Annotated in this window: 18 protein-coding genes; all 18 read right to left on the reverse strand. The window is 67.2% G+C overall.

The features are described from left to right. Nucleotides 1–81 precede the first annotated feature (81 nt). Nucleotides 82–1,248 (reverse strand): deoxyguanosinetriphosphate triphosphohydrolase, encoded by a 1,167-nt coding sequence (locus U1737_RS16025; RefSeq protein WP_248521349.1) that lies wholly within the window; start codon nt 1,246–1,248, stop codon nt 82–84. Further along, nucleotides 1,245–3,446, reverse strand: a complete 2,202-nt coding sequence (locus U1737_RS16030; protein ID WP_332797456.1) for an SPOR domain-containing protein — start codon at nt 3,444–3,446, stop codon at nt 1,245–1,247. The genes U1737_RS16025 and U1737_RS16030 overlap by 4 nt, the downstream gene beginning before the upstream one ends. Nucleotides 3,447–3,769: 323 nt before the next feature. After that, complete coding sequence (gene ftsZ / locus U1737_RS16035; RefSeq protein ID WP_332797457.1) at nt 3,770–5,359, reverse strand: cell division protein FtsZ; 1,590 nt, start codon at nt 5,357–5,359, stop codon at nt 3,770–3,772. 113 nt (nt 5,360–5,472) lie between these two features. Beyond that, on the reverse strand, nt 5,473–6,735 hold the full coding sequence (ftsA, locus tag U1737_RS16040; RefSeq protein ID WP_132897832.1) for a cell division protein FtsA: 1,263 nt from the start codon (nt 6,733–6,735) through the stop codon (nt 5,473–5,475). Between the two features lies 1 nt (nt 6,736). After that, nucleotides 6,737–7,711: a cell division protein FtsQ/DivIB gene (locus U1737_RS16045; protein ID WP_332797458.1), complete on the reverse strand. Its 975-nt coding sequence runs from the start codon at nt 7,709–7,711 to the stop codon at nt 6,737–6,739. Continuing rightward, nucleotides 7,708–8,661: a D-alanine--D-alanine ligase gene (locus U1737_RS16050; RefSeq protein WP_332797459.1), complete on the reverse strand. Its 954-nt coding sequence runs from the start codon at nt 8,659–8,661 to the stop codon at nt 7,708–7,710. Before U1737_RS16050 ends, U1737_RS16045 begins: the two co-directional genes overlap by 4 nt. Then, nucleotides 8,658–9,644, reverse strand: a complete 987-nt coding sequence (gene murB, locus U1737_RS16055) for a UDP-N-acetylmuramate dehydrogenase (RefSeq protein ID WP_248521359.1) — start codon at nt 9,642–9,644, stop codon at nt 8,658–8,660. The genes U1737_RS16050 and murB overlap by 4 nt, the downstream gene beginning before the upstream one ends. 140 nt (nt 9,645–9,784) lie before the next feature. Continuing rightward, a complete protein-coding gene (gene murC, locus U1737_RS16060) occupies nt 9,785–11,215 on the reverse strand; it encodes a UDP-N-acetylmuramate--L-alanine ligase (protein WP_332797460.1) in 1,431 nt (476 codons plus the stop codon). Then, a complete protein-coding gene (gene murG, locus U1737_RS16065; protein ID WP_248521361.1) occupies nt 11,212–12,366 on the reverse strand; it encodes an undecaprenyldiphospho-muramoylpentapeptide beta-N-acetylglucosaminyltransferase in 1,155 nt (384 codons plus the stop codon). The genes murC and murG overlap by 4 nt, the downstream gene beginning before the upstream one ends. Then, on the reverse strand, nt 12,363–13,544 hold the full coding sequence (locus U1737_RS16070) for an FtsW/RodA/SpoVE family cell cycle protein (protein WP_432715049.1): 1,182 nt from the start codon (nt 13,542–13,544) through the stop codon (nt 12,363–12,365). The genes murG and U1737_RS16070 overlap by 4 nt, the downstream gene beginning before the upstream one ends. Before the next feature lie 65 nt (nt 13,545–13,609). After that, entirely contained in the window at nt 13,610–15,010 is a 1,401-nt protein-coding gene (gene murD, locus U1737_RS16075; RefSeq protein WP_248521362.1) for a UDP-N-acetylmuramoyl-L-alanine--D-glutamate ligase, read from the reverse strand. Then, complete coding sequence (mraY, locus tag U1737_RS16080) at nt 15,007–16,077, reverse strand: phospho-N-acetylmuramoyl-pentapeptide-transferase (RefSeq protein WP_332797461.1); 1,071 nt, start codon at nt 16,075–16,077, stop codon at nt 15,007–15,009. Before mraY ends, murD begins: the two co-directional genes overlap by 4 nt. After that, a complete protein-coding gene (locus tag U1737_RS16085) occupies nt 16,078–17,469 on the reverse strand; it encodes a UDP-N-acetylmuramoyl-tripeptide--D-alanyl-D-alanine ligase (RefSeq protein ID WP_332797462.1) in 1,392 nt (463 codons plus the stop codon). A 163-nt stretch (nt 17,470–17,632) separates the two neighbouring features. Beyond that, nucleotides 17,633–19,048, reverse strand: a complete 1,416-nt coding sequence (locus U1737_RS16090; protein WP_332797463.1) for a UDP-N-acetylmuramoyl-L-alanyl-D-glutamate--2,6-diaminopimelate ligase — start codon at nt 19,046–19,048, stop codon at nt 17,633–17,635. Between the two features lie 10 nt (nt 19,049–19,058). Next, nucleotides 19,059–20,777: a peptidoglycan D,D-transpeptidase FtsI family protein gene (locus U1737_RS16095; protein WP_248521365.1), complete on the reverse strand. Its 1,719-nt coding sequence runs from the start codon at nt 20,775–20,777 to the stop codon at nt 19,059–19,061. Further along, nucleotides 20,774–21,472, reverse strand: coding sequence for a hypothetical protein (locus tag U1737_RS16100; protein ID WP_332797464.1), 699 nt, complete (start codon nt 21,470–21,472; stop codon nt 20,774–20,776). Before U1737_RS16100 ends, U1737_RS16095 begins: the two co-directional genes overlap by 4 nt. Beyond that, the gene (gene rsmH / locus U1737_RS16105; protein ID WP_332797465.1) at nt 21,469–22,419 is read right to left on the reverse strand and encodes a 16S rRNA (cytosine(1402)-N(4))-methyltransferase RsmH; all 951 of its coding nucleotides are present in this window, start codon (nt 22,417–22,419) and stop codon (nt 21,469–21,471) included. Before rsmH ends, U1737_RS16100 begins: the two co-directional genes overlap by 4 nt. Then, nucleotides 22,416–22,916, reverse strand: a complete 501-nt coding sequence (locus tag U1737_RS16110) for a division/cell wall cluster transcriptional repressor MraZ (protein ID WP_332797466.1) — start codon at nt 22,914–22,916, stop codon at nt 22,416–22,418. Before U1737_RS16110 ends, rsmH begins: the two co-directional genes overlap by 4 nt. Nucleotides 22,917–23,231 lie beyond the last annotated feature (315 nt).

The raw sequence follows: 23,231 nt of genomic DNA on the forward strand, positions 1-23,231 counted from the left end.
CGGTTTGCCCTTCCCGCCCCCTCCGTCTGGCAAGAGCCAGCCACCTCCCCCTAGCGGGGGAGGATAAGCGCCGTATCGGACTCAGAACCCTTCAGGCAGATCGATCGGGCCAACCAGTTCGCGGTAGCGCGATACGGCATACCTGTCCGTCATCCCCGCAATGAAATCCGCGATATGCCGGCTACGGTCGGGATCATACGACGGCAGCCGCTCGCGCCACTCCTCGGGAATCGTCGCGGGATCGTCGCGATACACCGCGAACAGTCCGGACACGATGCCATGTGCCGCATCCGCCGCCGCCAACTGGCGCGGGTGATGATACAGATTGGCATACATGAAGCGCTTGAGATCACGCTCAGCCTCGCGCATCTCACTCGAAAACCCGACCAGGCACTGCCCGGCGGCACGGACATCGTCGACGCTCGCAACGCCGCTCGCCGCGATCCGCCGACGGGTTTCGGCGATCAGATCGTTGACCATCGTCCCGATCTGCGTGCGGACGAGTTCGCCGACCAGCCGCTTCGGCGCAACGTCCGGGAACCGCCGGCGGACATCGTCCCAGCCGCTCGCGACCAGCGGCACCGCCAGCATTTGGTCGAGCGTCAACAGTCCAGCGCGCAAGCCATCGTCGATGTCGTGATTGTCGTACGCGATATCGTCCGCAATCGCCGCGACCTGTGCCTCCAGCGACGAAAAACTGGTCAGCGCCAACGGAAACTCCGCATCCGCCGCGGCTAGCGCCCAACCCGGATGCCGCACCGGCCCGTTATGCTTGGCCAGCCCCTCCAGGGTCTCCCAGGTCAGGTTGAGCCCGTTCCACATCGGATACGGCCGCTCGATCGTCATCAGCGTGCGCAGCGTATGACCATTGTGGTCGAACCCACCCTGTCCGGTCAGTGCCGCCTTCAGCGCATCCTCGCCGGCATGGCCGAACGGCGGATGGCCGATGTCGTGCGCCAGGCACAAGGCCTCCGTCAGATCCTCGTTCAGCGCCAGCGTCCGCGCGATCGTCCGGCCGATCTGCGCGACTTCCAGGCTGTGCGTCAGGCGTACCCGGAAATGGTCGCCGTCCGGCGCCATGAACACCTGCGTCTTGTGCCGCAGGCGACGGAAGCTGATCGAGTGGATGATCCGGTCTCGGTCGCGCTGAAAGGCATCGCGAGGGCCACGGACGGACCCGTTCTGTTCTTCCTGAAGCCGTCCTTTGCTGCGCGCCGGGTCTGAAGCCCAGGGCGCGCGGTAACTCACTTCGACGGCAACTTCGTGATGACCTGGCCCGGTTCGCTGGTAAAGCTGAACGTCGAAACGCCTTCCTTGGCGAGCTGATTGACGAAGGTGCGCGCCTCCGCATCGGTCTTGAACGGCCCGGCCAGCACGCGATTCGTCGCCTTCCACGGAGTTGTCCAGCCGCTGCGACTGCCGACCACGGCCGGAGCCTTGGCCTTCACACCCTTCCACGCCTTGGGCAGATCGCCCTCGGTCGCGCCGGTCGACACCTGCACCCAGATGCGTTCGGGATTGGCGCGCGCGATCCGCTTTTCCTCGGCCGCAGCCTTGTCGGCAGCAAGCTTCTCGGCGGCGGCAGCCTTCTTCTCGGCTAGCACCTTCTTGTCGGCGATGGCTTTGCGCGCCGCCGCCTTCTTGTCGAGGGTAGCCTTCTTGTCGGCAGAGAGTTGCTCGGCCGCGATCTTCTTTGCCGCCGCATCGCGCTGGAGCTTTGCTTTCGCCTCGGCGAGCACGCGCTCGGCGTCGTCGGAGACTGGCACTGCGGCCTGCGTCACGACGGGCGCGGGGCGCATCGGCGCGACATCGAGTTCGGACGCCGGGATCGACAACCCGGCAACGATCCGCGCGAGGATCGTATCCTCACTCGCCGCCACTGCGCGCGGCGGCATCGCCGCGGCAACCTCGACCGGCGTCGTAGTCGTCGTCGCTCCATTTGCGGAGAACCCGGGGGTCGGTAGCGGTGCTGCACTCGCCTGCTGAACCGGCCGTGGCTGGACCGAAGCCTGCTGCACCGGCGCCGGTGTCACGGGTGGCGACTGGACCGAGGCCTGTTGCACCGGGGCCGGTGTCACGGGGCTGGGCGCTACCGGCTTAGCCGTCGTACCCGTCGACGCGACCGCCGCGGCCGCGATCGAATTGGCCACGCGCGTGTTGCTTTCGGACTGAATCCGCCCCGCGGGCACAGCCGCCATCTGCGTGACCGTGGTCGCGGGCAGCGCCCCTGTCGAAGTCGACGCGGAGGTGGGCACCGGCGTCGAGGTCGGTGCGACGCGTGCAACTGCAACCGGTGCCGGTGTCTGCGACGCGACGGTGGTGGTCTGCGCGACTTGCGGTGCACGGTAGGTCGGCTGTGGTGTCGCGACACGTGCCGCTGTCGATTGCGCAGGCAAGGCCTGCACCATCGGGACCGACGACGACGCGAGTTGAACCGGCGGTGCGACCGCAGCGGGAATAGTCGGAGCGGGGGTGGTCGGAGTAGGCGTCGCTACAACGGGGACCGGCGTTGTGGCGCGCGTCGTCGCGGCCATCTCGGTCCGGCCCGGCTTGCTGCGACGGCCACGCTTGCTCTTGCCGGACGCGGCGACAACGACCGGTTGCGGCGCCGCAGCCATCATCACCGGCGCGGTCGGATCGGCGGCGAGGATGCCCAGCGGCGGCGCCATCCGCGCATCCGCCAGGCGCGCCGGCGTCGCATGGACCTCACCGAAATGCACCGCGAACGCACGGTCGCTCGCCGGCAGGGTCGGCAGGCGCTGGAAGAACGGTTGCAGACCCTGCGCGGTACCGGCGGGCATCATCGTGGTCGCGATCTTCTCGGCACCCGCGACGTCGCCGTTCATCGCGATGATGAACGCGCGCGAGCGCCATGCACCGCGATCGCTCTTGAGCAGCAAAGGATTGAGCTGCTGTATCGCGAGTTCCGGTTTCCCCGAAATGCCCAGCGACAGCGCATAGCGTCTGATCGTCTCGTCATCCGGCGCATTGCGGAGCGCGACCCGGTAATCGCGCTGCGCGCGATCCTGCTGGCCGATCAGATCGTAGGCGAGCCCGCGATCTGCCGCGAAATTCCGCGGGTCGAGGCCGAGGGCTTCCGCCTGCGCATAATAGCGCAACGCCTCGCCCGGCCGCTCCGAGCGGACCAGGATCGACCCCATCCCCGCCTTGATCCGACCATCGCGCGGGTTCACTTTCTCGGCGCGTGCGAACAATGCCGCGGCACCGCTCAGATCGCCCAGCCCCATCGATAGGTCGCCCGCCCGAATCAGCGCATCGACGTCGCGCGGATTGCTCGCGACCCGGCGCATCAGATCACCCAGCTTGTCCGCATCGGTCGTCCCCGGGATCGCCTGCACGACTTCCTGCGCTCCAACCGCGCACGGCACGGCGGCCAGCACGAGCGCCAGCGCGGCAGTCAGGAGATGATTGGACGAGCAGTTCATCGGAGCGTTTATCTAGACCCCAGCCGGATCGAACCGGCAATGTTTGGATGCGCAGGTCACGGCGAACCGGGGTGAGACGGCGACGAACGATGGGTTGGAAGCGGTCGTGCAGTCATGCGGCGCGTCTGTTGGTTCGGAGCGGACTTCGTCCCAAACGCCCCGTCACCCCGGACTTGTTCCGGGGTCGACCGTGCCGCGCATTTCTGGTCGGTGAGTATGCGGCGCCGTGGATGCCGGAACGAGCCCGGCATGACTGAGGATTGTCGGATCGTTTACGCCCAGAACTAGCTTGCCGCTCCCTAACCCGAGAACGGCAAAGCCGCTTACTGGTTGTTCTGGCGATGCAGGAAGCGCGGGATGTCGAGCGGATCCTGCGGGGTCGCTTCGCCGTCTTCCTTCGCCGCGCCGCGGGCCGCGTTGGACATGCGCTCGAACAGCGTACCACCCAGCTTCACGCGCGGTGCGGCCGGAACCGCTTCCGGAGCCGTTTCAGCACCCGGCGCGAGCCAGCGGCGACGCGCGCCACCCTCGTCCGCGGCAGGCGTCGGCGCCGGAATGGCGGGTGCGATCGGCGCGCGGGCCGGCGGCACGGCCGATGCCGAGGCCGGACGTGCGATCGGACCGCGACCATAGGGCTCGTCACCATAGACGCGCGGCGCGGGAGCCGGCTGCGGCGCCGGTGCGGCCGGCGCGGGCGCAGCCAAAGGTGCTGCCTGCGGTACGATCGTCTCGGCCCCGAGCACGAGTTCGTCGTCCGACTTCGACGAAGACGGCTCGACTTCCGACGATGCGTTCAGGTCGAGCGGCTCTTCGTCAGCGGACGACGCGACGGGTGCAGCCGACGATGCGGCAGGCTCGCTCGGACGGAACGAGGTGTTTTCGTCGGTCTTGCGCGATCCGAAGCTGAACGAACGAGTCGGCTCGGGTGCAACCTCTGGTGGGCGCGCATCGGCATCGATCCCGGTCGCGACGACCGAGACACGAATCTTGCCTTCGAGCTCTTGGTTGAACGCCGAACCCCAGATGATGTTCGCATCGGGATCGACTAGGTCGCGGATGTGATTCGCGGCTTCGTCGACTTCGAGCAGGCGCATGTCGTCGCCGCCGGTGATCGAGATGATGACGCCCTTGGCGCCGCGCATGCTGACGCCTTCGAGTAGCGGGTTCGAGATCGCCTTCTGCGCCGCCTCGAGCGCGCGGTTGTCGCCGCTTGCCTCGCCGGTGCCCATCATCGCCTTGCCCATCTCCTGCATCACCGAGCGGACGTCGGCGAAATCGAGGTTGATGAGGCCCGGCATCACCATCAGGTCGGTGATGCTGCGGACGCCCTGCTGGAGCACCTCGTCCGCCATCGTGAACGCTTCCTTGAAGGTCGTGTTCGCGTTGGCGATGAGGAACAGATTCTGGTTCGGGATGACGATCAGCGTGTCGACATACTTCTGGAGCTCGTCGATGCCGCCCTCGGCCGACTTGGCGCGACGGTTGCCCTCGAACGCGAATGGCTTCGTCACGACGCCGACGGTCAGGATGCCCATGTCGCGCGCCGCCTTGGCGATGACCGGTGCCGCGCCCGTACCCGTGCCGCCGCCCATGCCGGCGGTGATGAAGCACATGTGCGCACCTTCGAGCATCTTGGCGAGCTGGTCGATCGTCTCTTCCGCCGCCGCGCGACCGATCTCGGGACGCGAACCGGCGCCCAACCCTTGCGTGATCTTGGTACCGAGCTGGATTCGCTGCGGTGCGGTCGACTGCTTCAACGCCTGCGCGTCGGTGTTCGCCACGAGGAAGTCGACGCCCTGGACGTCGGCCCGCATCATGTTGGCGATCGCGTTGCCGCCCGCGCCGCCGACGCCGATCACCGCGATGCGGGGGGCCAGATCGTCCACTTCGGGACTAAGGAATTCGATGCTCATCGCCGTTCTCCGCACAACCCGGTAGATACGCTACGGCCGGGCCCCTGATTAATCTGTGTGCACCAACGTCACGGCCTGTTCCAGCCGAAATAACGCCAGACGCTTCGAAACTCTTAATAATTCGCGCGTGCCGCCTGAATCAACTTGCGGACCATGCCCATACCCTTTGGCCGATGCACCGTCGTCCGCTGTGGCGCGAGCCCGCGAAGGTCGATCGGGTTGGTCGCCGCGTAGAAGGCCAACCCCGCTAGCGTCGCGAACGCCGGTCCGCCATGCGCCTCTGGCAAGGCGGTCAGCCCGCGCGGTCGACCGATCCGCACCGACCGCCCAAGCGCCTGCTGCGCGTAATCGGCGATACCCTTCAGCTCGGCACCACCGCCGGTCAGCACGACCTGACGCCCGACCGGCCCCTCGAACTTCAGCTTGGTCAGCGCGTTCCGCACTTCGCCCATCTGATGCTCGAGCCGCTGGCGGATCACGCCGATCAGCTGCGCCTTGGTGATCTGCGCGCCCTCGCCCGCACCGTCCTCGGCCGAGATCGGCATGACCGGGATCATGTCGTGATTATCGCGAGGGCTGGCGTTGGCCGAGCCGTGGAAGCATTTCATCCGCTCGGCATTCTGTCGCCGCGTGCCGAATGCGCTGGCGATATCATCGGTAATGTCCGCCGCGCCCATCGGGATCGAGGTCAGCCCGACCAGCATGCCGCCCGCGAACAGCGACACGTTGGTGATCCCGGCCCCCATCTCGACCAGCGCGACGCCGAGCTCGCGCTCCTCCTCGCTGAGGCAGGCGAGCCCGGTCGCGACCGGCGAGGCGATGATCGACTTCACTTCGAGATGCGCGGACCGCACGCAGAGATCGAGGTTGCGCACCGGCGAACCGTCCGCCGCGACGACATGGATGTGCACGCCAAGCCGATCGGCATGCAGCCCGAGCGGCGTCTTCACCCCAGTAAGCCCGTCGAGCGTGTAGAGCGCGGGCTGAGCGTGCAGCACCATGCGACCCTGCGGATCGATCGAGTTGCGCCCTGCGGCAAGCAACGCATCGATATCCTGCTGCTCGACGCGGTGGCCGCCCAGTTCGAACTCGACCTCGGCGACATCGGACACGAGCCCGCCGGCCGAGAACCCGACCCAGACATTCTCGATGTTGATGCCGGCGATCCGCTCCGCCTGCTCGACCGCCTCGCGTACCGCCGCCTCGGTCGTCGCCATGTCGGCGATATAGCCGCGCTTGACGCCGCGGCTCTCGCGCTGGCCAGTGCCGAGCACGATCAGCTCGCCGCCGTCCCCCTTTTGCGCGATCATCGCCGAAACCTTCGACGACCCGATATCAAGCGCCGTGATCAGCCCTTCCGGTGCCACCTTTGCCATGTCATCCCTCCCCGCCCGTTACGTTCGCGCCCGCCGTTTGCGACGGATTAGTCGTAGTCTCGCCCGTTGCCGGCGCGCCAGCCCCCACGCTGGCAGGGGCCGGCACGTCGACGCTGTGCGCCAGGCTCGCGCCCGGCTTGCGCGCGACCAGCTTGGTCGGATCGCGCATGTCGAACCGGATCCAGCCGCGCCCCAGCAGCGGCCTTGCGCCATCCAGCTCCGCGAACTTCACCAGCGCGCGCGGCGCACCGTATTCCGGCAGCGCCAGCGTCTCCCCGCTCTCGAACGTCAGGTCCCAGCGGCGATTACCGACCCAGGTCGCCGCCTTCACGCGTGGTTTCAGCGCCGGTGCGGCGGCGAGCAACGTCTGGTACGACGCCTCCTGCCGATCCGCGCCCGGCCCGATGACCAGCGGGAGATTCGGGATCGCATCCGGCTGCACCGGCTCCAGCAGCACGCCCGACGAATCGATCAGCGTCAGCTGACCATTGTCCTGCCACACCGCAGCCGGCGTCCGCTCGACGATATCGACCAGCATCGTATTCGGCAGCCGCCGCGACACATGCGCGTCCGCGATCCAGCCATAACGCAGCAGCTTCTGCCGCACCGCTTCAAGATCGACCGACAGCATCGACGTCTGGTTCTGCTTGTCCTCCAGCGCGACCGCGTAGACCGACATCCGGTCCATCCGCTTGAGGCCCGTCACCTCGATCTGCTCGACCTTGAAGCCCGCGCGCCCGGCGCCCTCGGCCAGCGCCGCGCCGATCATCCCGGGAATGCCGACCCACGTCGCCGCCGCGATCGCGACTGCACCGCCCGCGCCGAGGATCGACCAGGTCGCGATTTTCTTCAGCGTCTCCTCGCTGACCGGGAGCATCCCGACCAGCCGATCCATCGCCGACACCTTCTTGACCGCAACCTTCCGCCGTGGGGCGGGCCGCTTGGGCGGCGGACCGCGTTTGATCGTGCGGCTCATGGCGCCCCGCTTTGCGCAAGCGGATGATCCGCCAGCGCCTCGTCGACGATCGCCTGGACCAGCTCGGCATAACTCATGCCGATGTGTCGCGCCTGTTCGGGCACGAGGCTCAGCGGAGTCATCCCCGGCTGCGTGTTGACCTCGAGTAGGAACAGCCCGTCGACACCGCGCTCGTCGTCCCAGCGGAAGTCCGACCGCGACGCGCCCTTGCAGCCGAGCAACCGGTGCGCTTCGAGCGCGAGGCTCTTGCAGGCGTCGGTGATCTCGTCGGGGATCTCCGCCGGGCAGACGTGAACCGTCATCCCGTCGGTGTACTTCGCGTCGTAATCGTACCAGCCGCTCTTGGGCTTCAACTCAGTCACGCCGAGCGCCTTGCCGCCAAGCACCGCGGTCGTCAGTTCGCGCCCACGGATATAGGGCTCGGCAAGCAGTTCCTCGAATTCGCCCCAAGGTCCGACGCTGTCGCACGCGATCGGATTTCCGTAATTGCCGCTGTCGGTGACGATCGCCACGCCGACCGACGAGCCTTCGTTGACTGGCTTAAGCACATAAGGCCGCGCCATAGGATCGCTTTCGAACAGGTCCGCCGACTTGACGATCCGCCCGCCCGGCATGGGAATACCGGCGGGGACGAGGAGCAGCTTGGTCAGCACCTTGTCGATCGCGATCACCGACGTCGCGAGGCCGGAGTGGGTGTAGCGCAGGCCCATCAGGTCGAGGAGCCCCTGTACCGACCCGTCCTCGCCGGGGGTGCCGTGGAGCGCGTTAAACACGAGGTCGGGCCTGGCCTCGGCCAACTTGGCGGCAACATCGCGCCCCATATCTATCCGCGTGACCCGGTGCCCGAGCGACTCCAGCGCGTCGGCACAGCCATTGCCCGACATCAGCGAAACCTCACGCTCCGCCGACCAGCCGCCCATGAGAACCGCGATGTGAAGAGGCACCGTCATGCCTCCCCTCCCGCATGCGGGAGGGGACCGAGGGGTGGGCGCCCGCCATCACCGGCCGCATCGCTGGTGGAGAGCGCTGGCCCACCCCCTGCCCCCTCCCGCAAGCGGGCGGGGGAAGCATGTTCACCAACCCGCTGGATTTCCCATTCCAACGTCACCCCCGAATGCGCCTTCACTCTGTCCCGTACCTCTTCACCCAGCGCCTCGATCTCCGCGCTCGACGCGGACCCGAGGTTCAGCAGGAAATTACAATGCTTCTCGCTGACCTGCGCATCGCCGCGAGTCAGCCCCCGACACCCGGCCGCGTCGATCAACGCCCAAGCCTTGTGCCCCTCGGGGTTCTTGAACGTCGAGCCCCCGGTGCGCGAGCGGAGCGGTTGCGAAGCCTCCCGCTCGGCCGCGATCCGATCCATCTCCGCACCAATCACCGCCGGATCTCCGGGAGTGCCGGAGAATACGGCTTCGACCACGACCGCGCCGGCCGGCAAGTCCGAATGGCGATAGGTAAAACCAAGCTTCTCAGCAGGCCAGACTTCGACCGAACCGTCCCGCGTAACAACGGTGGCCTCAACCAGAATATCGCTGACATCCCGTCCATAAGCGCCCGCGTTCATCCGAACCGCGCCGCCGACAGTCCCCGGGATCCCGCGCAGAAACTCGAGCCCGGCAATCCCAGCATCACGCGCGGCGCTGGCGACCGTAATCCCCATCGCCCCCGCGCCTGCACGAACGCAACCGTCCTGCACCGAAACCTTCGCCATGGCCTTGGGCAGTCGCACCACGACCCCCGGCACGCCACCGTCGCGTACGATCAGGTTCGAGCCGACCCCTACGGGTAGGACGGGCGTCGAAGGATTCAGCCCCTTCAACAGCCCCGCCAGATCCTCAATATCCGCAGGCCGCACCAGCCACTCCGCCGGCCCGCCGGTCCGAAACCAGATGAAGTCAGCCAGACTGCCATTAGCCGTCAGAGACCCACGCAAATCCTCCCCGGCACGGGGAGGGGGACCGCCGAAGGCGGTGGAGAGGGGGCTGCCAGAAGCGTCACGCTCACGGACACCCCCCTCCACCATGCCTTGCATGGTCCCCCTCCCCGTGCCGGGGAGGATTTGCGACGTACCGCTCACGTCGGCACCTTCGCGCGCTCGGCCGCGATCGCATCGGCGAGGCCCGCCGCCCATTTCGTTATGTCGCCGGCGCCGAGGCACACGACCATGTCGTCCGCCTCGATCGTTGCCGCTAGTTCCACCGCTAGCGCATCCGCATCCGCGACCACACCCGCAAACCGGTGTCCGCGGCGCTTCAGTCCCTCGACCAGCCCGCCAGCGTCGACACCCTCGACTGGCGCCTCACCCGCCGCATAGACCGGCGTCACCAGCACCCGATCGGCGTCGTTGAACGCCGTCTGGAAGTCCTCCATCAGATTGCCGAGCCTCGAATAGCGGTGCGGCTGCACCACCGCGATAACGCGGCCCTTCACGCCTTCGCGCGCCGCCGCCAGCACCGCCCGGATTTCGACCGGGTGATGGCCGTAATCGTCGATGATCGTGACGCTCCCACCTTCGACGGCCACTTCCCCGACGTTGGTGAACCGGCGCTTCACACCGCCAAACTTGGCAAACCCCTGCTGGATCGTCGCATCCGCGATCCCGAGTTCCAGCGCCACACCGATCGCCGCCAGTGCGTTCTGCACGTTATGCCGCCCCGGCATCGGCATCTCGATCCCCGCGATCGTCCGCGTCGCACCATCCCGCTCGCGCACCACGCAGTCGAAGCGGTTGCCGCCCGGGATCGGGGTAACCTCGACGCCGCGCACGTCCGCCTGCGCCGAGAAACCGTACGTCACCACGCGCCGATCGCGCACGCGCGGCAGGATTCCCTGCACCTCCGGATGATCGAGGCACAGCAGCGCCGCACCATAGAACGGCACGTTCTCGACGAACTCGACGAACGCATCCTTCACCGCGTCGAACGAGCCGTAATGATCGAGATGCTCGGGATCGATGTTGGTGACGACCGCGATCGTGCCGTCGAGCCGCAGGAAGCTGCCATCGCTCTCGTCGGCCTCGACGACCATCCAGTCGCTCGCGCCCAGCCGCGCGTTCGAGCCGTAGGAGTTGATGATCCCGCCATTGATGACCGTCGGATCGACCCCGCCCGCATCGAGCAACGCCGCCACCATCGACGTCGTCGTGGTCTTGCCGTGCGTGCCGGCGACCGCGACGGTCGACTTCAACCGCATCAGTTCGGCGAGCATTTCCGCGCGCCGCACGACGGGCACGCGGGCGTTGAGCGCCGCCTCGACCTCCGGGTTCGAACGCACGATCGCGGTTGACACGACCACCACCGCGGCGTCGCCGATGTTCGACGCGGCATGGCCGATCGCGACCGGGATGCCCTTGTCGCGCAATCCCTGCACGACATAGCCCTCGGCCACGTCCGATCCCTGCACGCGGTAGCCGAGATTCTTCATCACCTCGGCGATGCCCGACATGCCGATCCCGCCGATGCCGACGAAGTGGATCGTGCCGATGTCCGTTGCGACACCCCTCATGCGAACTGCGCCTTGGGCTTGGAGGGCGCACCGACCGGAATACGCGACACCGGCGCGTCCAGGCTCTCGACCAGATCGGCTAGATCGCTCGCCGCGTTCGGCCGCCCGCAACTCCGCGCGCGGCCTGCCGCATTCTGCAACGCCGCCGGATCGAGCCCGAGTTTCTGCATCTGCTTGGCCAGTTCCACTGCGGTAAAATCTCCCTGCGCGATCGTCCGCGCGCCGCCCGCCTTCGTGATCTCGCGCGCGTTCACCGTCTGGTGATCGTCGGTCGCACTCGGCAGCGGCACCAAAATCGCCGGCCGCCCCGCCGCGGTCAGCTCCGAAATCGTCGAAGCGCCCGCGCGCGCAATCACCAGATGCGCCCACGCCAGCTGTTCGGGCATGTCGGGCAGATATGTCGCCAGCTCGGCCGGGATATGATGCTCGGCGTACTTGGCGCGCACCGCGTCGATATCCTCGATCCGCGCTTGGTGAGTCACCTGCAACCGACGCCGGAACGTCACCGGCAGCATCGCCAGACCGTCGGGCACGACCTGCGACAGGATGCTCGCCCCCTGGCTTCCGCCGGTCACGAGCACGCGGAAGATGCCGTCCTCCTCCAGCAGCGGATAGGGCCGCGCGCGCAGCGCCAGCACTGCCTCGCGCACCGGATTCCCCACCAGATGCGTCTTGCCCAGCAGCTTCGGCGCCAACCGCTCGGTCGGCTCGGACGACGTCGCGATCGCATCGACGCGCCCCGCGACGAACCGGTTCACCCGCCCCAGCACCGCATTCTGCTCATGCACCGCGGTCGGAATCTTGTCCGCGAACGCCGCCAGCAACGCCGGCAACGCAGGATACCCGCCAAAGCCGATCACCGCAGCGGGCTTGAAAGTCCGATACAGCTCGCGCGCCATCGCCCGCCCGCGCCACATCTCGCGCGTCGCCTTCGCCCAGCCCAGCGGCCCGCCACTGAAGCGCCCCGCCGGCAGGACATGCGTCTGGATCTCCTCGAACAGCCCCGGAAACCGCACGCCGCGCGCGTCGCTGACCAGCGCGACACGGTGGCCACGCTTGGTCAGCTCGGCGGCGAGTGCCGCTGCCGGGACCATGTGTCCGCCGGTACCGCCGGCTGCGAGGACATAGTGCCGAGACTGATTAACGTTCATTCACCACTCCAGCGGACGACATAGGGGCTCCGCGTGAGAAACGGATTGCGCCGGGTAAACGCCAGCAGCAACCCCATGCCCACCGACAATGCCACCATCGACGACCCGCCATAGCTGATGAACGGCAGCGTCATACCCTTCGATGGCGCGAGGCCGGTATTCACCGCCATGCTCACCAGAGCCTGCGCGCCGAACTGCGTCGCGAGCCCGGCAGAGGCCAGCAGCTTGAATTCGTCCTGCTCGTCCAGCAGCTTGACGAACACGCGAACGACGATCGCGAGGAAGATCACCGCGATCACCGAACACGCGATCAGCCCGAATTCCTCGCCGATCACCGAGAAGATGTAGTCGGTATGCGCCTCGGGCAGCCCGAACTTAGCCGCACCGGCTCCGGGGCCAGTCCCGGTCCAGCCGCCCGCGGTCAGCGTATTATGCGCGGCATTGGTCTGGAAATGGTCGCCCGCCCCCTCGCCTTCGACGCCGGGAAACAGGAACGCGTCGATCCGCGACCGTGCCACGCCGTAGAAGATATAGGCGGCGACCAGTCCGGCGGGTGCCATCGCGACGAGCCCGACAAGTACCCTCACGGGCGTCCCCGCAATCATCAGCAGCGCCAGCCATACCGAGCAGAAGATGATCGTCTGGCCGAAATCGGGTTGCAGCATCAGAAGCACCGCGACCCCCGCGGTCATCGCGCCGGTAATCAGCACGGTCGGCAGCTCGGCATCCTTCGCACGCAGCGATAGCAGCCACGCGACGGTCACGATGAACAGCGGCTTCAGAAACTCCGAAGGCTGGAACTGTGCGAACCCGACGCCAAGCCAGCGGCGTGCGCCGTTCGCCTCGACCCCGATAAACGGCGTCACCATCAGCATCAGCACGAACAGCGCACACCCGCCGATCGCCATCCGCCGCGCCATCGAGACGGGCATCATCGACACGCCGAACAGCACGGGGAGCGACACCCCGACCCACATCAACTGCCGCCAGAAATAATAGAGCGGCGCGATCTTGTGATGCTCGCCCGAATAGCGAACCGCGCTCGCCGGCGACGCCGCCGCCACCGCGATCAGGCCGATCGCGATCAGGAACAGCGTCAGCAACAGCAGCATCCGGTCGATGTCCCAGAACCACGTGCCAAGCGGCGACTGGTCGCCCCGCCCGCCGCGCCGCTTCATCTTCGCGACGATCCCGTTCTTCTGTCCGGACACACCCATATCCATGGTCCCAGCGCGCATATCGGTCATGCCAGCGACTCCACCGCAGCGCGGAACGCCGCCCCGCGCGCTTCGTAATCGCGAAACTGGTCGAAGCTAGCACAAGCGGGGGATAACAACACCGTGTCGCCGGGCTTCGCGTTGGCTGCGGCACTGCGGACGGCTGCGTCGAGCGTACCGACGTTCTCGACCGGCATGGAATCTTTCAGGATTTCGGCGAACCGCGGCCCCGCCTCGCCGATCGCGTAGGCGCGGACGACGTGGCCGAAAGCGCGCTTGCACGCGTCGAGGTCGTCGCCCTTCGCGCGGCCACCGACGATCCAATGGACCCGATCGAACGCGGCCAGCGCGGGCGCCGTACTTTCGGGATTGGTCGCCTTGCTGTCGTCGACATAGGCGACGCCGCCATACGAGGCGATCTGCTGCATGCGGTGTGGCAGGCCGGCAAAGCTGGTGAGGCCGCGGTCGATGTCGACCTCGCTCACGCCCAGCGCCTTCACGACCGCGATCGCCGCGAGCGCATTCTGTGCGTTGTGCGGGCCTTGGAGCGCAGGCCAGTTGCTCTGATCCATGCACACGCCCGGCGCGATCTTGGTGAGATGCTCGCCCTTTGCCGACAGACCGCGCGCGATCTGCGCGGACGGCGCATCGCCGATCCCGATGACCGCGTCATGCCCGGCCGACTGCATCGCGAACAACCGCGCCTTGGACGCCGCATAGCCCTCGAACCCGTCATAACGATCGAGATGATCCGGCGTGATGTTGAGCAGCACCGCGACGTCGCAATCGAGCGTCTGCGTCAGGTCGATCTGGTAGCTCGACAGTTCGAGCACATAGACGCCGCCCTCGGGAAGCGGTTGCTGTTCGAGGATCGGCAGGCCGATATTGCCACCCATGAGCGTCGGGACGCCCGCGGTCTTGAGGATATGGTGGACGAGCGCGGTAGTGGTGGACTTGCCGTTCGTGCCGGTGATGCCGACGACCTTGTGCGGGGGCAGGTCGGCGCGAGCCTGCGCGAAGAGTTCGATGTCGCCGATGACGGGCACGCCAGCCGCGCGCGCGGCGGCAGCGAGCGGATGCGTGTTGAGAGGCACCCCCGGCGAAACGACGAGCGCGTCGAACTCCGATAGATCCTCCAACGACGCGACACTCAAATCCTCCCCGGCACGGGGAGGGGGACCGCCAGCCGCAGGCTGGGGGTGGAGGGGGCCATCCGCAAGCGCAACGCCCGGAACAGCCCCCCCTCCACCAGCAGAGCTGGTCCCCCTCCCCGTGCCGGGGAGGATTGCGTCACGCCGAGCCTCATCCGAATCCCAAGCGACAACGCTCGCCTCACCAGCCACAAGCGCGCGCACCGTCGCAGCCCCAGACCGCGCCAGCCCTAGCACCGCATAGCGTTTCCCGCGCCAGGCCTTCGCAATAATCACCGCAACTTCAACGTCGAAAGGCCGACCAGCGCGAGCACTAGCGCGATGATCCAGAAGCGGATCACCACTGTCGCCTCGGCCCAGCCGAGCTGTTCGAAATGATGATGGATCGGCGCCATCCGGAACACCCGCTTGCCGGTGCGCTTGTAGAAGAACACCTGGATGATCACCGACAGCGCCTCGATCACGAACAGCCCGCCGATGATCCCCAGCACGATCTCGTGATGCGCGACGACCGCGATCGTCCCCAGCGCGCCACCCAAAGCCAACGACCCGGTATCACCCATGAACACCGCAGCCGGCGGCGCGTTGAACCACAGGAACGCGAGCCCCGCGCCGACGATCGCGCCGCAGAAGATCGCGAGCTCACCGGCGCGTGGGACGTGCGGGATACCGAGGTAATCGGCGAACTTCACGTTCCCGACGAGATACACGATCACCATGAACGCGACGCTGGCGATGATCACCGGCATCGTCGCCAGCCCATCGAGCCCGTCGGTGAGGTTCACCGCATTGCCGAACGACACGATCGTGAACGCCGCGAACACCGGGAAGAACCAGCCGAGATCAAGGTACATGCGCGAGGTGAACGGCAGGTAGAGATGCGGGCCGTTCTGCGACATGATGATCGTCGCGGCGATCCCGGCGATCGCGAACTCGAGCAGCAGACGCGTGCGCCCGCTGATCCCCGCGGTGCTCGCCTTTCGTACCTTGTCGTAATCGTCGAGGAACCCGATCGTCCCGAAGCCGAGCGTCACGAACACGCATGCCCAGACATACGGATTGCTCAGGTCCATCCACAGGAAGATCGCGAGGCACATCGAGGTCAGGATCATCAGGCCGCCCATCGTCGGCGTGCCGCGCTTCGACAGGTGCGTCTGCGGACCGTCGGCGCGGATCGGCTGCCCCTTGCCCTGCCGTACGCGCAACCAGCCGATGAACTTCGGCCCGATGATCAGGCCGATGATCAGCGCGGTCGCGACGGCGCCGCCGGTCCGCACCGTCTGGTAACGGATGAGGTTCAGCAGGCCGGGAAACCCCAGATGCTCGGCGAGCCAGTACAACATTCAGTTAATCCCGCCTTTGAGGCCAGCTTGAAGACCAGCCACGACGCGGGCGAGGCCCACCCCGTTCGATCCCTTGACGAGCACGACATCGCCCGGCGCCAGGATCGTCCGTAACGACGCGAGCGCGGCCGCAGCGTCGCCCACATGGACGGTTTCGATCTGTCTCTCAAGCACCTGCGCTAGCGGCGCCATCGCTTCACCGACGAGCAGCGCCATTTCGACGCGCGCGGCGAGGATCGGCTCGGCGAGTCCGGCATGATAGTCGTCGGAGCCCTCGCCCAGCTCGCGCATCTCGCCGAGCACCACGATGTGCCGGCCGGGTTCGTGGCTGAGGACGCTGAGCGTTGCGCGCATCGAGGCGGGGTTGGCGTTGTAGCTCTCGTCGATCACCAGCGCCTGCCCGTCGCCAACCTCGACGAGCGACCGCGCGCCGCGACCTTGCAGCCCACCAAGCTCGGCCAGCGCGAGTCCGGCCAGCCCGAGGTCGCCCCCGGCCGCCTGCACGCACGCCAGCACGCCCACCGCGTTCGACACCCAATGCGCGCCGGGCTGCGCGATCGTGAAGCTCAGTTCGTGCTCGGCCCCCTGCCCCATCCGCGCGGTGACGAACGTCCCGCCGGTCGGCAGTCGCATCGCCTCGATCGCGCGGACATCGGCGCCCTTTTCGCTGCCGAACGTGACGATGTGCGCGGCATGCGCCGCGGCGTGGCCGAGCAGGCGATCACGGTGCGGGCTGTCGTAGGGCACGATCGCCGCCCCACCCGGTTCGAGCCCGGCAAAGATCTCCCCCTTCGCATCCGCGATCGCGCTTTCGTCGGCAAAGAACGCGGTATGCGCGGGGGCGATCGCGGTAATCATCGCGATGTGCGGGCGGACGAGGTTGGTCAGCTCGGCGAGTTCACCGGCATGGTTCATCCCCATCTCGAACACGCCGAACTTCGCATCGCGCGGCATGCGGGCGAGGCTGAGCGGGACGCCTGTGTGGTTGTTGTAGCTCTTGACCGACCGATGCACCTCGCCGGGGGCTGCGCGGTCGAGGCAGGCGAACAGCGCCTCCTTCGCACTGGTCTTCCCGACGGAGCCGGTGACGCCCATGATCTTCGCGGACGAGCGTGCGCGGCTGGCAGCGCCAAGCGCGTTTAATGCGGCAAAACTGTCCGCCACGAGCACGTGCGGATGATCGCAAGGCTCGGAAACGATCGCGCCGGCTGCGCCCTGCGCAAAGGCTTGGTCGAGGAAGAGGTGCCCGTCACTGGCCTCCCCCTTCATCGCGACGAACAAATCGCCCGGGCCAACCTCGCGCGAATCAAACGCCACGCCGCTGACGGAGAAATCACCAGACGCGACACCGCCAGTAGCGGCCGCGATCTCGGCGGAAATCCAGAGACTCACTGCTCCCCTCCCGATCGCGGGAGGGGTCGGGGGAGGGGCTGACCAAACAGACCGGACGCCAGTACGTACGTCATGCCCTCCCCCGACCCCTCCCATGAATGGGAGGGGAGAAAAGAGCCCACTCCCTTCCGCAAGCGGAAGGGGAATGAAGACGTCGCCGCGCTCACGCCGCGCACTCCCGCGCGACGGTCACGTCATCGAACGGCAGGACCAGATCGCCGACGATCTGGCCTTGTTCGTGGCCCTTTCCCGCGATCAGCACGATATCCTCAGGCCCAGCTTCCCGCACCGCAGCACCGATCGCCGCGCGCCGATCACCGATTTCCTCAGCCCCGCGCGCGCCTTTCAAAACGTCGCACCGGATCGCCCGCGCGTCCTCGGTCCGCGGATTGTCGTCGGTGACGATCACCCGGTCGGCATGCTGCACGGCCACCTGCCCCATAGTCTCGCGCTTGCCCGCATCGCGGTCGCCACCTGCCCCGAACACCACGATCAGCTTGCCCCCAGCATGAGGCTTCAGCGCCGCAATCGCCGCCTCCAGCGCGTCGGGCGTATGCGCGTAATCGACGTACACCGGTGCGCCGGATTTTGCGATCACCGCCCGCTCCAGCCGCCCGCGCACCGGCTGCAACCGCGCGAGATTGGCGATCGTGGCCGCCACATCGCCGCCCGTAGCGATCACCAGCCCGGCCGACACCAGCGCGTTCGCCGCCTGGTACGCGCCGATCAGCGGCAACGTCACCTTATACGTGTGGCCCTCGGCCTCGATCGTCAGCCCCTGCCCCAGCAAAGTCGGATCTCGGCCGACCAATCGCAACGTTTCGCCCTGCGTGCCGACCGTCACCAAGCGGTTGCCGCGTTCGCGGGCCAGGTCGATCACGCGTGCCGATTGCGGATCATCCGCCCAGACCACCGCAGCACCGTCGGTCGACAGCACTTCAGAGAACAGCCGGATCTTGGCGGTGAAATACGCGGCCATGTCGCCGTGATAGTCGAGATGGTCGCGGCTGAGGTTGGTGAATGCCGCCGCGGTAACCTTCAGACCCTCGGTGCGGTACTGAGTCAGACCGTGGCTCGACGCCTCGAACGCCAGATGCGTGACACCTTCGCGCGCGAGACCGGCGACGTTCGACAGGAACGTCACGACGTCCGGCGTCGTCAGCCCGGTCGTCACCCGCTCGTCAGCGGTCGTGACCCCCAGCGTCCCGATCGACGCCGCATGAAACCCGGCCATCCGCCAAAGCTGCCGAGTCATCTCGACGCACGACGTCTTCCCGTTGGTCCCCGTGATCGCCACCGAAGTCTCGGGAAACGGCGCGAAGAACTTCGCGGCCAGTTGCGCGAGACGCTCGCGAGGATTGTCATCGGCGATGTACGTCGCGCCCTCGACCGTCAGGCCCGGCCGCGCCACCACCGCGATCGCACCCGACCGGATCGCGTCGGCGATGAAGTCCTCGCCATTCACGCGCGCGCCTTCGAACGCGCCGAACACCGTGCCCGGCGCGACCTTGCGGTGATCGATCGCGAACCCCGTCACCTGCGCCTCTTCCGTCCCGTCGGTCAGCGCTGCGAGTTTCATGCAATAGTCCTCATTGCCCGGTCGGCTGTGTACGCGACGGGTCCTGCCACAAAGTCGGCAGGATGTCAGACACGTCGATGTCGCGGTGCGCGTCCGGCACCACGCCCAGGATCGCACCGACGCGCGAGATCGTGCGGCCCACCACCGGCGCGGTGTTCCACGCCGCGGTCTTCCACCCGGAGGTTTCCTTCGTGCCGAGCGGCGAATCGAGCATCGCGAGCACGACATAGCGCGGCGCATCCATCGGGAATGCCGCGGCGAACGTCGCGACGTTGCGCGAATGATCATACCCGCCCGAGACCGCCGCCTCTGCGGTGCCGGTCTTGCCGCCGACGCGGTAGCCCGGCGCATCGCCCTTGCGACCCGTGCCGCGCTGCACGATCAGCCGCAGCATCTGCCGCATCCGCGCGCTGGTCTGCTCGCTGATGACGCGACGCCCGACCGGCGCATGGCCCGGCGCGACCTTCAGCAAGGTCGCCGGCCGCCAGATCCCGCCATTGACCAGGGCCGCATAGGCGCTTGCCAGATGCAGCGGCGTCACCGCGATGCCGTGGCCATAGGCCGTGGTCATCGTCGTCGTCCGCGCCCAGTATTTCGGCCACAACGGGCCACCCTTTTCGCGCAGTTCGATATCCGGCTTGGTATCGAAGCCCAGCTTCTTGAACATCGCCTGCATTTTCGCGGGACCCACCTCGTCGGCAACCCGCGCAGTGGCGATGTTCGACGAATAGATCAGCGTCTCGGCCATGTTCAGCCAGCGCTTCGGATCGCCGCGCTCGTCGTGGATCGTGAAGCGACCGACCTTGAGCGGATGCGTCGCGTCGAAGCGCCGCGCGAACGACGTCACCACGCCGGTATCCATCGCGGTCGCCATCGTGATCGGCTTGAACGTCGACCCGAGCTCGAACACGCTCTGTGTCGTGATGTTGCGCAGTTCCTCGGTGCCCGACATGCCGACACGGTTGGGGTTGAAGGTCGGTAGCGAGACCATCGCGATCACTTCGCCGGTCGCCACGTCGAGGACGATGCCGCCAGCGCCGCGTGCCGAAAAGGTCGTCATCGCGCGGCCGAGTTCGCTCTCCATCGCCGCCTGGACTCTGTTGTCGAGCGACAGCGCGACCGGCGTGCCGTTCAGCGCCGGGTTGGTCAGCCGTTCGTCGAGCACGCGTTCCATCCCGCTCATGCCGTGCCCCGCGGTCGACAGGAAGCCAAGCGCATGCGCCGCCATCGTCGACTGCGGGTAGAGCCGCTGCGTATCGCGGTCGAACACGATGGCGGGCTCGCCGATCGCATTGACCTGCTCGACCAGTGCCGGCGACGCACGCCGCTGGAGATAGATGAAGTTCTTCCGCGACGTCAGCAACGCATAATAATGCGCCTGGTCGCCCGCCTCCGGCATCAGCGCCGCAAGCTTGCTGGCGATCTCGGTCGGATCGCCGATCAGCTTCTTCGGGTGAACCGCGATCGTCCATGCATCGATCGTCCGCGCCAGCGGCGAGCCGTTGCGATCGACGATATCGCCGCGCGCCGCGATCGCCACCGAGCGCGCCTGCGGATCGGCCAGCGAGGCCTGCACCGCCAGCATGCCGAGCCGCCCGACCACCACCAGCACCGCCGCACCGAACAGGAACATCAGCATCATCAGGCGCGTGTGCGCCGTCGCCACCAGGGCGTGACGCTGGTTGGCGCTACGCTGTTGCGAGACAGGCCGGGCGACCAAGGCGGTCACCGCCGCTTACGGCTCTCGGAGCGGGCGCCGCTCATGATGTCACCCAGCGTCGTATCGGACAGCAGCTTGCGGTCGAGCATCGCAACCGCCTGCGGACGGACCTTCGCGACAGCGGCGAGGCGCTCGGTCTTGGCGGCGCGGACGAGTGCGGCTTCGGCGGAGCGCGGCGTCGAGACCGATGCGCGGATCACGACCGGCTTGAGCGCGGTCTTCGAAGCCGCCTGGATCGCGACGTTCATCGCGCGCGGTGCGGTAACCTGCGCCATCTGAATTGGAGCAATGGGGGCAAGCTTCACGACTGGCGGAGCAGCGGTCACCGGCACGATCGAGGTGGAGACGACGGACCCCGCCCCCGACGGCACCAGCAGCGCGGCGGTCTGGACCCCATCGGCGCGCAGGCTGTTGACGTCGAGCGCCGCGAGCGCGGCCTCGCTCACCACGAACTGGCCCGCGGTCGGTGCCGACAGCGCGAGCGTGTCGCCGTTCCAGCGCTCGAGCTGCGCCAGGTTGCCGCGCGTGTCGAATTCGGTCTCCAGCGCACGGATGTCACGCTGGGCGACGCGGATCTGACCATTGACCGCCTCCAGCTTCTTGCGCTCGGCGGCGACCTGCAGCGACACGAGGTAGAAACCGAGCACGACGGCCACGCAGCCCCCGAACCAGCCTACACCCTTCATCCGATACGCCGCCGTCATGTCGTCACCTCTTCCGTCCAGGGTTGCGCGGAGGTCCGCCGCGCCGTCCGTAATGTCGCCGAGCGCGCGCGCGGATTGCGTGCGATCTCGGCCTCGCCGGCGCGAACACCGCGGCCGACATGAGAAAAACTAGGTTCTGCCGCGGCTTTCACCTGCGGAAGATGACGCGAACCTGAAGGCGACCCGCCGGACCGCGTGCGCAGGAAGCGCTTCACCATCCGGTCCTCGAGGCTGTGGAACGTCACGATCGCGAGCCGACCGCCGGGCTTGAGCACGCGCTCGGCCGCCAGCAAACCGTCCGCCAGCTCGCCCAGCTCGCGGTTCACGTGAATACGGATCGCCTGGAAGGCGCGCGTCGCGGGGTCCTTCTTGTCGTGCGCCTTGTAGCCGAGCGCACGCCGGACGATGTGCGCCAGCTCGCCGGTCCGCGTCAGCGGGCGCGCCGCGACGATCGCGCGCGCGACGCGCCGCGACTTGGGCTCGTCGCCATATTGATACAGCACGTCGGCGATCTCGTTCTCGTCCGCTTCGTTGACGAAATCCGCCGCCGACATGCCGGCCTGCGCCATCCGCATGTCGAGCGGGCCATCCGACTGGAACGAGAAGCCGCGCTCGGCCTGGTCGAGCTGCATCGACGACACGCCGATATCCAGCGTCACGCCGTCGACCGGTGCCAGCCCGCGCGCTTCGAGTTCGGACGCCATCGCCGAGAAGTCCGCGGCGATCAGCGTCAGGCCTTCTTCGGCTTCTTCCATCGCGCGACCATTCGCGATCGCGTCTGGATCGCGGTCGAACGCGACGATCCGCGCACCGGACTTGAGCAGCGCCAGCGTGTAGCCGCCCGCACCGAACGTGCCGTCGACCATCGTCTCGCCGGGCTCAGGGGAAAGCGCGGCCAGGACTTCGTCGAGCAGGACGGGGATATGCGGAGCTTCAGGAGTGCTCACAGCGCAACCCCCTTCTCGGCCATATAGAAGCGCGCCATCTCCTTGACGACGGGGGGCATGCCGTCGGTGGCGATCAGCGTCGCGGGGTCCCAGATCTCGATATAATCGAGCACGCCGTAGAAGAACGCATGACCCTTGATGCCCGCATAAAAGCGCGGGAAGGCTGGCATGATGAAGCGCCCGGAGCCGTCGAACGGCACCGCTTCGCCCGACGCGGCGGCACGCTTGATGTTGTAGTCGTACTCGCCGTTTTCGGACGTGTTCTCGGATTCGCGGCGATCGAGGCGCTCGGCGAGGATGTCGACGTAACCCGGATCATAGGCAACGAGGCAACGGTTCTTCTGGTGCGCGCCGATGATGATGGTGCCGCCGTCCTTCCCGTTCGCCTTGGGGGCATTTGCGGAGAGAGTCGTGCGGAGCGCCGAAGGGATGGCTACCCGGCCCTTGTCGTCGACAAGGCCGATACCGTCTCCTTGATAGCGACCCCGTACCGACACGCCAAAACCCTTCGAAATGGCGCACACGTTTCACCATCCCGGAAAGCGACCATCGTCGCGTCCCGACCGCGCTTTCAAGCTAACGGTGAACGTGCCCCTATTAACTTCCATCTATCATAGCAGCACGGGGACGCAACGGGATTTTTGGGGATTGGACGGATTTCACGCCGGTTTCGACGCTCACTCCGGGGGAATATTAGTCGCAGAACGGATGTGAGCTGTGGCGGAGGGTGATCATGGCTGGGGAATTCCGGGGATGAGCCCGCACGTCGCACCCGACGACTGCGAGATAGCCGCAAATCTCGATACGAATTC

It is taken from the genome of Sphingomonas fucosidasi, assembly GCF_036663855.1.
GTDB lineage: Bacteria > Pseudomonadota > Alphaproteobacteria > Sphingomonadales > Sphingomonadaceae > Sphingomonas > Sphingomonas faeni_B.

Coding starts and splice junctions, on each gene's coding strand:
- U1737_RS16090 (WP_332797463.1), bottom strand. CDS start 19,048: ATGAAACTCGCAGCGCTGACCGACGGGACGGAAGAGGCGCAGGTGACG.
- U1737_RS16030 (WP_332797456.1), bottom strand. CDS start 3,446: ATGAACTGCTCGTCCAATCATCTCCTGACTGCCGCGCTGGCGCTCGTG.
- U1737_RS16070 (WP_432715049.1), bottom strand. CDS start 13,544: ATGAAGCGGCGCGGCGGGCGGGGCGACCAGTCGCCGCTTGGCACGTGG.
- murC (WP_332797460.1), bottom strand. CDS start 11,215: ATGAGGGGTGTCGCAACGGACATCGGCACGATCCACTTCGTCGGCATC.
- mraY (WP_332797461.1), bottom strand. CDS start 16,077: ATGTTGTACTGGCTCGCCGAGCATCTGGGGTTTCCCGGCCTGCTGAAC.
- murG (WP_248521361.1), bottom strand. CDS start 12,366: ATGAACGTTAATCAGTCTCGGCACTATGTCCTCGCAGCCGGCGGTACC.
- ftsZ (WP_332797457.1), bottom strand. CDS start 5,359: ATGAGCATCGAATTCCTTAGTCCCGAAGTGGACGATCTGGCCCCCCGC.
- U1737_RS16050 (WP_332797459.1), bottom strand. CDS start 8,661: ATGACGGTGCCTCTTCACATCGCGGTTCTCATGGGCGGCTGGTCGGCG.
- U1737_RS16100 (WP_332797464.1), bottom strand. CDS start 21,472: ATGACGGCGGCGTATCGGATGAAGGGTGTAGGCTGGTTCGGGGGCTGC.
- ftsA (WP_132897832.1), bottom strand. CDS start 6,735: ATGGCAAAGGTGGCACCGGAAGGGCTGATCACGGCGCTTGATATCGGG.
- U1737_RS16045 (WP_332797458.1), bottom strand. CDS start 7,711: ATGAGCCGCACGATCAAACGCGGTCCGCCGCCCAAGCGGCCCGCCCCA.